This window comes from Bifidobacterium sp., assembly GCF_051876855.1.
Lineage (GTDB): Bacteria > Actinomycetota > Actinomycetes > Actinomycetales > Bifidobacteriaceae > Bifidobacterium.
On the sequence record NZ_JBJEIH010000076.1, the window covers coordinates 1 to 7,832 of the forward strand.

At 60.8% G+C, this 7,832-nt stretch carries 8 protein-coding genes; 7 read left to right on the top strand and 1 reads right to left on the bottom strand.

Annotated features, from left to right (window positions below; all coding sequences use genetic code 11):
• Positions 1-82: 82 nt before the first annotated feature.
• The 3 genes from ACI38B_RS04880 (at position 83) to ACI38B_RS04890 (ending at position 3,051) form a co-directional block, all read left to right on the top strand.
• Complete coding sequence (locus ACI38B_RS04880; protein WP_439729769.1) at positions 83-667, top strand: hypothetical protein; 585 nt, start codon at positions 83-85, stop codon at positions 665-667.
• Between the two features lie 114 nt (positions 668-781).
• Positions 782-1,672, top strand: a complete 891-nt coding sequence (locus ACI38B_RS04885; protein WP_439729770.1) for a TetR family transcriptional regulator — start codon at positions 782-784, stop codon at positions 1,670-1,672.
• A 152-nt stretch (positions 1,673-1,824) separates the two neighbouring features.
• Positions 1,825-3,051 (top strand): glycosyltransferase family 2 protein, encoded by a 1,227-nt coding sequence (locus tag ACI38B_RS04890; RefSeq protein WP_439729771.1) that lies wholly within the window; start codon positions 1,825-1,827, stop codon positions 3,049-3,051.
• Between the two features lie 70 nt (positions 3,052-3,121).
• Here the strand turns inward: ACI38B_RS04890 and ACI38B_RS04895 are convergent, their stop codons facing one another.
• Positions 3,122-4,810: a C69 family dipeptidase gene (locus ACI38B_RS04895; protein WP_439729772.1), complete on the bottom strand. Its 1,689-nt coding sequence runs from the start codon at positions 4,808-4,810 to the stop codon at positions 3,122-3,124.
• Between the two features lie 164 nt (positions 4,811-4,974).
• Between ACI38B_RS04895 and ACI38B_RS04900 the strand changes: the two genes are divergently transcribed.
• The 4 genes from ACI38B_RS04900 to ACI38B_RS04915 form a co-directional block, all read left to right on the top strand.
• Entirely contained in the window at positions 4,975-5,709 is a 735-nt protein-coding gene (locus tag ACI38B_RS04900; protein ID WP_439729773.1) for an amino acid ABC transporter ATP-binding protein, read from the top strand.
• A gap of 166 nt (positions 5,710-5,875) precedes the next feature.
• On the top strand, positions 5,876-6,688 hold the full coding sequence (locus tag ACI38B_RS04905) for a transporter substrate-binding domain-containing protein (RefSeq protein ID WP_439729774.1): 813 nt from the start codon (positions 5,876-5,878) through the stop codon (positions 6,686-6,688).
• Between the two features lie 52 nt (positions 6,689-6,740).
• On the top strand, positions 6,741-7,403 hold the full coding sequence (locus ACI38B_RS04910; protein WP_339562482.1) for an amino acid ABC transporter permease: 663 nt from the start codon (positions 6,741-6,743) through the stop codon (positions 7,401-7,403).
• A 208-nt stretch (positions 7,404-7,611) separates the two neighbouring features.
• Positions 7,612-7,832: mycoredoxin (locus ACI38B_RS04915; protein WP_439729775.1), on the top strand; the 221-nt coding region annotated here is incomplete at its 3' end.

The following is a 7,832-nucleotide window of genomic DNA, read 5'->3' on the forward strand; positions in this document are numbered from 1 at the left end:
CCTCAGCACCGTCACCACCTGACAGACCCACCCACACCAAACAGCGAAAGGCCGATATCAACCATCGACGGCAGGACATGACATGAAAGCCAAGCATTCGGTAACCGCACTGACCGTGTTCGAAGCCGCGCAACCCTACCTGTTCTGGCTACTGGTGATGCTCCCCGAAATGAACTTGGATGAGGACGGCAAATTCCTTGACGCGATCCCGTGGGTTTCAGTCTGTTGGGTTATCACTACCGTCATCGTGGGCGGGATATACGTGTGGCTCAGCCGCGACTGCGCATTCCGCACCATCGCCAGGAATGCGATGATCATCAAGCTGGTGCATATCCCCTACTATCTGCTGGTGTTCGCGTTGGCTGCAGTATCGATAGTGCTCTCGCTGAAGATACCGTTCATCACGCTGACCGTATGGGGGTTCTGCTTCATCGCCGATGCGACGCTGATCGTGACGAGCGGGCTGTATGAACTTGCCGCGGTAATCGCCGGGGTGCGGTGCAAACGTATGACGGGCGGGCAAGGTGTGGCGTTCGCGATTGCCGGTTTCCTGTTCTGCGTGGATGTGGTCATCGCGGTGGTGACGTATGTGAAATCGCGCGAAGTGGTGACGGTTGGCTTGAGGCCTGGGAGCTGGCCGAGCGAACCGGTCGGGCGCTGGTGCTGAAGACATCTGCGGACGGCCGCGTCACCCAGCGCATCACCCGCCGATCACCACGCCTCCCCACAGCTGAAATCCACAAGGGGTGAGAAACTAGACACTATGGCAAGTAGTTCGAGGATGACGTCGTATCAGCGGCGCGAGCAGCTTATCGAGATAGGACGGGCACTGTTCGCGTCCAAAGGGTTCGAAGCGGTGAGCGTCGAGGAAATCGCCGCGAGCGCTAAAGTCAGCAAACCCATCGTCTACGAGCATTTCGGCGGCAAGGAAGGCTTGTACGCGGTGGTCGTCGACCGCGAAATGCGCGCACTGACCGACGCGCTCATCGGTTCGCTCAGCGACACGGACGCCCATCCCCGACAGATTGTGGAACGCGCCGCCCTCGCACTCCTTACATACATCGAGGAGAATCCTGAGGGATTCCAAGTGCTGGTGCGGGATTCCCCCAGCACCGACCCGACTGGCTCGTTCAGCTCGCTGCTCGGCGATGTGAGCTCAAAAGTCGAGCAGATTCTCGTCGAATGGTTCAAACGCCAGCATCTTCCCGTCAAAAGCGCGCCGTACTACGCGCAAATGCTTGTCGGCATGACCGTGTTCACCGGCCAGTATTGGGCCGACCGCCCCAAGCTCGGCAAGGAACAGCTCGCCGCGCTCATCGTCAACCTCGCCTGGCATGGTCTGTCCCGTCTCGAAGCCAAGCCGGAACTGCGCTATGAGGGCACGAAGGCCAAGCGCGCGCGCGAAGCGGCCGAGAAAGCCAAGCAGAAGGCAGAACAGAAAACGAAGCGCGAGCTTGGCGACGATAAAGAACAGCATGATTCGTCCGCCGCAAGCGCGGCTACCGACCCCAACGACACCGATGCCAACGCCGCCGGCACAGCCGATGACACCACCGGCACCATCGGCACAATCAACAGTACCGACTCCAACACTGCGGACGCCACCGCCGAATCAACCCCGGCAGACCCCGCAAACCCCGCAAACCCCAAGTCTCCGGAAGACGCGGCGTAATCCGCGGGAACTTGCCGCGTTCTGAACCCGTGGTAACGCCTTTGTGAAATCATCATGCAAATTATGGTGATTTCACAGCAAATGGGGCAATTCCGGCATCGCGTCGTTCCGCCTCGTGATAGCCTTGCACGGGACATACAGAAGGTGGAACAATGACCAATTTTACGGGCACCACGCCGCAGCCTCAGCCTGATCTTCAACGAGGAACGATTCCGCAGACGCACGGCGAGGGCGGCAAACTGCCACCGGAACGCACGCTGGTCGATACGCAGGAGAACACACAAGGCGACACGGCCGGCAACACGACGGACAGCACGACTGACAACACACCCGGCACCACACCCGCCAACACGACCGCTAAAACACTGACGTTCGTCGTGCCCGCATACAACATGGAGCAATATCTCGAGCGTTGCGTCGCTTCGCTGCTCGATACGCCCGATACCGGCGATATCGAGGTGCTCATTGTCGACGACGGGTCATCCGACACGACCCCAGAGCTGGCCGACCGGCTCCAGGCCGCGCATCCGGGTGTGGTCAGGGCGATCCACCAGCCGAACAAGGGACACGGCGGCGCGGTCAATACCGGCATTCGCGAGGCCGCCGGCATGTACGTCAAGGTCGTGGACGCTGACGACTGGGTCGGCAAGGCTTCACTCGGCCAAGTCATGGAAACCCTGCGCGCGCAACACTCCCAGCAGGAGCCCATCGACCTGCTGGTCACCGATTACGTCTACGACAAAGTTGGCAAACGCAACAAGCATGTCGTGCATTTCAGCAACGTCATGGATGCGAACAAGCGGCTCGGCTGGGACGATCTGCGGCATTTCGGCATCGCGCAGTACATGATCATGCATGCGCTGACCTTCCGCACCGCGGTCGTGCGCGAATCAGGCATGATTTTGCCGGAACATACCTTCTATGTCGATTTCATCTACTCGTATCAGCCGTTCCCGTGGGTGCGCAGGCTCATGTACCTGGATACGCCGTTCTACCACTACTTCATCGGGCGCGAAGGCCAGTCCGTACAGACCGATGTGATGATCCGACGCGTGCGGCAGTTGCAACTCGTCAACCATCTTATGCTCGAGGCGACGCCGGAACGCGGTACCGTGCCGGACGGGCTGTACAGGTACATGATCCACTTCCTGTCAATCAACAGCGTGGTGACCAGCGTTTTCCTGATTCTGTCGCGCGACCGTGAAAATTACCGCCAGAAGGACCGGCTGTGGCACGACATCGATGTCACTTCGCCGCAAATCGGGCATGACGTGCGGCATAAACTCGTCTCGCGCGCGATTAACCTGCACGGGCGGACCGGGCGATTCATCATCCGGCACGGCTACAACATCGCCGAACACGTCGTCGGCTTCAACTGACGACCGTTGTCCCGGGCCGGCTACACCGCAACGGGTTTCGGGCGGTAGCCGGTCCGAGAGCCTAGGGCGCTCAGCGGTCGGACATGGCGAAGGCGTTGCGCATCAGGTTGCTGGACGTGTACAGCACCTTGCTGAGCAGCTCCTGGGTTTGCGAGCGCAAGTAATCCGCCATCTGCTGGTTCGCCTGTTCAAGGGCGTCGCACGCAGTACGGCAATCAGCGGATTCTCCGGAAGCAGCATCGTCGGCCGCCCCGACGGCAGCATCCATGCGCACGCCGTTATGCTTGATGCCTTCAACATCCTCGATATCGGCGCAACTCACGGCATGTCCGGCACCGGTGCCGGCACCCGCACCCGCGACACCCGCACCAGCGCCCGTTGCGCCCCGCAGCGCGGCATCAACGCGAGCGATATGCGCATGCCCATGCGACATGACGTTCTCACGGTAATGCTCGATCGCGTTGCTGTTCGACACATAATGCGGGTCGGCGAGCGCTGCGATAATCCGGCTCGTCCAGTAGAACGAGTCCGTCGACACCTCCGCACCCGTGTCACGCAGATACGCGGGCGTGTCGCGCACATTCGTGTAGAACGGTGTGAGCGTGGTGAACGGGCCCGACCCGTATTGCAGCCACATCACCGACCGGTTCGATTCCGGCTCGTACGGGCGGATTTGCAGCAATCCCATCTGCCCAGTGCGGTTGATGCCAATCGGACGATACCGACGCCGCGTCTCATCCGTGCCGCGCGTACCATACGGGTCGTACGGCGTGTCCTCGAAATGCGAAGCCATCAAAAACGCGACATCCTCGACCGTCACGCGGTTCTCCGGTCGGCGGCACCACGGAATGTCATCGGATATCGGCGTGTACCGGGCAGCAGGCGAATCCCAATCCTCGCTCGGGTTCAAATAACGCTCCATATACCAGGCGCGCGGCGTGTTGTAAATATGGTCTTTCGTCGTGCGCGTGCCGAACAGCGTGCGCGGGTTGAACTTCTCCGCAAACCGCACGCCATTGACCACGCCATTGCCCATGCCGCGGTCGAGATGATTCTCGCGGATGAACTCCACCAAATCGGCGCTGCACATATGATTGCGGGCATCGCCGAACGCATCCTCTATATCAAAATCGTCAAGCCCCAACTGGTTGGGAATCGCGGCATAGCAGTCATCCGGCACACGCTTGGCAATCCAATGGTGTCCGCCAATCGTCTCCACATACCACACGTCATCCACATCCGAAATGGCGATGCCGTTCGCCTCGTACGTGCCGAACCGTTCCAGCAGCTCGCCCAGCCGGCGCACGCCCTCACGCGCGGAATGTACATACGGCAGCACCAGCGTGATGAAATCCTCCTCGCCGATGCCACCGGGGATTTCCGGCCGGTAATCATCATCGCCGGGATTGCCGTGGGCCGGCTGCAATTCGACCATCGGGTCGGCGCCGAGCACCCGCTCGTTCACCGCAATCGTCTCGGTCGCGCTCATCGCGATATTGCGCTCGCTGATCCCGCATTCCGCGAGGATTCCGCGGCCGGGCAGCGCGTTTGGGACAATGCTGTAGCGGCACGGGTCGTCCGGCAGGTCGATGCTCACGTGGCTCAGTTCGCTGCGGTAATGCCGCGGCTGGTCGCACGGGTTGACGGCGATGAAGCGTTTCGGGTCGTAGCGGCCGGAACCGGAATCGTCGTTGCGGGCGATCATGGTCGAGCCGTCAATAGTGGCGGATTTTCCGACAAGAAGCGTAGTACAAGACATGATTCCACTGTAGAACGGCATCGGGATGGGCTGGGCAGAGGCGGAGGTCGGGCTGATAGCCCGCGATAGGCGATTGGTATAGCCGCGCCGGAAACGGTCACCGGCCCGACCTATACAGTTGATAGATACGAATCCGCCATATAGGTCCCGTGAAAGGAGCATCGATGATCACCATCCGCGGCGTACGCAAACGCTTCGGCGAACACGATGTGCTCACCGGCATTGATCTTGATATTCCGCACGCGGCGACGGTTACCGTCATCGGTCCGTCCGGATCAGGCAAATCCACGCTGCTGCGCGTCATTGACGTGCTTGAACATGCCGATAGCGGCACCATCGATTTCGGCGACGGTCCGGTCGATTTAGCGACCCGCGACAAGGCGACGATCCGAGCGATCCGCTCACGCATCGGCTTCGTGTTCCAGAACTACAATCTGTTCGCCAACAAGACGGCGTTGCAGAACGTGACTGAGCCGTTGATCTACGCGCAAGGCAAGCCGCGCAAGGAGGCGGAAGCCATCGGGCGCGAACAGCTTGACCGCGTGGGGCTCGCCGACTTCGCCGACCGCTACCCCAGCACCCTGTCCGGCGGGCAACAGCAGCGCGTGGGCATCGCACGGGCCATAGCCGCGAAACCCGAACTCCTGCTGCTTGACGAGCCCACCTCCGCCCTCGACCCGGAGATGGTCGGCGGCGTGCTCGAAGTCATCCGGCAGCTCGCCTCGGACGGCATGACCATGCTCATGGTCACCCATGAGATGCGGTTCGCCAGGGAGGCTTCCGACCATGTCGTGTTCTTCGAGCACGGCGGCATTGTGGAGCAAGGCACGGCAAGTGATATTTTCGACCATCCGTCGCAGCCGAGGACCGCGGAATTCCTGCGATCCTTCGCTTCCTAACCCTCGTCTCAGGCCGCACGCCAATCGTCGACTGCCTACCAGCGCAGTCCCCGCGATCGGCACGCCCCTGCCATACGTCATACGTGGAACGTCATACGTCATACGTCAAACGTCATCGTCGGCAATCAATAACAATCAATCACATACAAATACAAGGAGAGCAACCATGACCACACGCACACGCCATACCCTGCGGCTCGCCGCCGCGGCCCTCGCCGCCATCACCCTGATCGCGCCGTTGGGCGCTTGCGGCTCCTCCAGCTCGTCCACCAGCGCACTGCAGGAAGTCAAGAACAAGGGAACACTGGTCTTCGGCACCGAAGGCACATACGCGCCCTACAGCTACCATGATTCGAAAACCAACAAACTCACCGGCTACGACGTGGATGTCGCCACCGCCGTCGCCAAGGACCTTGGCGTGAAAGCCGAATTCTCCGAAGCGAACTTCGATTCGCTGCTCGCCAGCGTGGATTCGAAGAAAACCGACAGCGTGGCCAACGAAATCACCACAACCGCCGAGCGCAAGGCGAAATACGATTTCACCGAGCCCTACGCCTACTCCTACGGCGTGGTCGTCACCCGCAAGAACGACAATTCCATTAAATCCTTCGACGATATCAAAGGCAAGAAAGACGCCGGGCAGAACGGTAGCAACTGGGCGAAAGTCGCGCAAGACAAAGGCGCGACACTCGTGCAGGTCAACGATTTCTCACAGGCCGTGGAAACCCTGACCTCCGGGCGCGCCGACGTGATCGTCAACGACGGGCTCGCCGTGCTCGACTATCTCAAGCAAAAGCCGAACGCCGACATCAAAATCGCCGTGAAAAGCGAGAAAACCCCCGCCGCGCACTTCCCGCTGCGCAAGGGCAGCGACGACCTGACCGAAGCGATCAACAAGTCCATCGCCAAGCTGCGCAAGGACGGAACGCTCAAGAAGATCTCTGAGAAATACTTCGGCGAGGATATCTCCACCAAGTAACCCTCGATTTCGCAGGGAATTGAAACCGGCATAGAGTACGAAAGGAGCCGCAATGGACGGCAGGGTCTGGCAGATAGTCGTCGATTCATTCGGCAAACTATTGATTCCAGGAATCACGGTGACGATTCCGCTCACCTTGGTCTCCTTCGCCATCGGCCTGGCGCTGGCGATCATCGTGGCGCTCACCCGCGTGGCGCACACGCCGGTACTCACGCAGATCGCGCAGTTCTACGTATGGGTGTTCCGCGGGACCCCGCTGCTCGTGCAACTGTTCGTGATCTTCTTCGGCCTGCCGTCCATCGGCGTGACCATTCCGGCGATTCCGTCCGCTATAATCGCGTTCTCGCTCAACGTGGGCGCCTACGCGTCCGAGACTTTGCGCGGGGCGATTGAAGCGGTGCCGCGCGGGCAGTTCGAGGCGGGGTACGCGACGAATATGTCGTACGTCACGATCATGCGGCGCATCGTGTTGCCGCAGGCGTTCCGGTCGGCGTTCCCCGCGCTGTTCAACACGTTCATCTCACTGGTCAAGGACACATCGCTCGCCGCGAATATCACCGTCGTCGAGATGTTCATGACCGCGCAGCGCATCACCGCGGTGTATTACGAGCCGCTCGCGCTGTACCTTGAGGTCGGGGTCATCTACCTGCTGTTCTGCACGGTGCTCACCTGGGTGCAGCACTGGTGCGAGCGGCGGTTGGCGGCGCACAGCTGATTGCGGGCCGCAGCTGGGCTGCGGGTCGTGAAACGCGGATGGCTGTCGCGGGGCCGGGCGCCGCGCGGAAGGCTGTCTGTTTTGCGCGGACTGCGAATCCCGATGCCGGACAGCTGTATCCGCCATCGTCTTGCCTTAGCATAGGCAACCAACGCGCGGGGCGAACGGACGGGAGCCCCGCCGGCAACCATCAACGAAAGAAGGAATCATGAGCGATATCAACGTGTACGGCGCAAGCTGGTGCGGCGACTGCAAGCGGGCCAAGGAGGCGCTGAACCGGTTCGGTGCGGCGTTCGACTGGCACGATATCGAGCAGGAGGACGGTGCCGCCGACAAGGCAGTGGAAATCAGCGGGCAGAAGCATATCCCGGTTGTCCAGTATGCGGACGGATCATTCCAAGTCGAGCCGTCGGCCAACGATATCAAGGC

What these genes read in the sequence shown, in the direction of transcription:
- ACI38B_RS04880 (WP_439729769.1), top strand. Translation starts at nt 83, where the DNA reads ATGAAAGCCAAGCATTCGGTAACCGCACTGACCGTGTTCGAAGCCGCG.
- ACI38B_RS04885 (WP_439729770.1), top strand. Translation starts at nt 782, where the DNA reads ATGACGTCGTATCAGCGGCGCGAGCAGCTTATCGAGATAGGACGGGCA.
- ACI38B_RS04890 (WP_439729771.1), top strand. Translation starts at nt 1,825, where the DNA reads ATGACCAATTTTACGGGCACCACGCCGCAGCCTCAGCCTGATCTTCAA.
- ACI38B_RS04895 (WP_439729772.1), bottom strand. Translation starts at nt 4,810, where the DNA reads ATGTCTTGTACTACGCTTCTTGTCGGAAAATCCGCCACTATTGACGGC.
- ACI38B_RS04900 (WP_439729773.1), top strand. Translation starts at nt 4,975, where the DNA reads ATGATCACCATCCGCGGCGTACGCAAACGCTTCGGCGAACACGATGTG.
- ACI38B_RS04905 (WP_439729774.1), top strand. Translation starts at nt 5,876, where the DNA reads ATGACCACACGCACACGCCATACCCTGCGGCTCGCCGCCGCGGCCCTC.
- ACI38B_RS04910 (WP_339562482.1), top strand. Translation starts at nt 6,741, where the DNA reads ATGGACGGCAGGGTCTGGCAGATAGTCGTCGATTCATTCGGCAAACTA.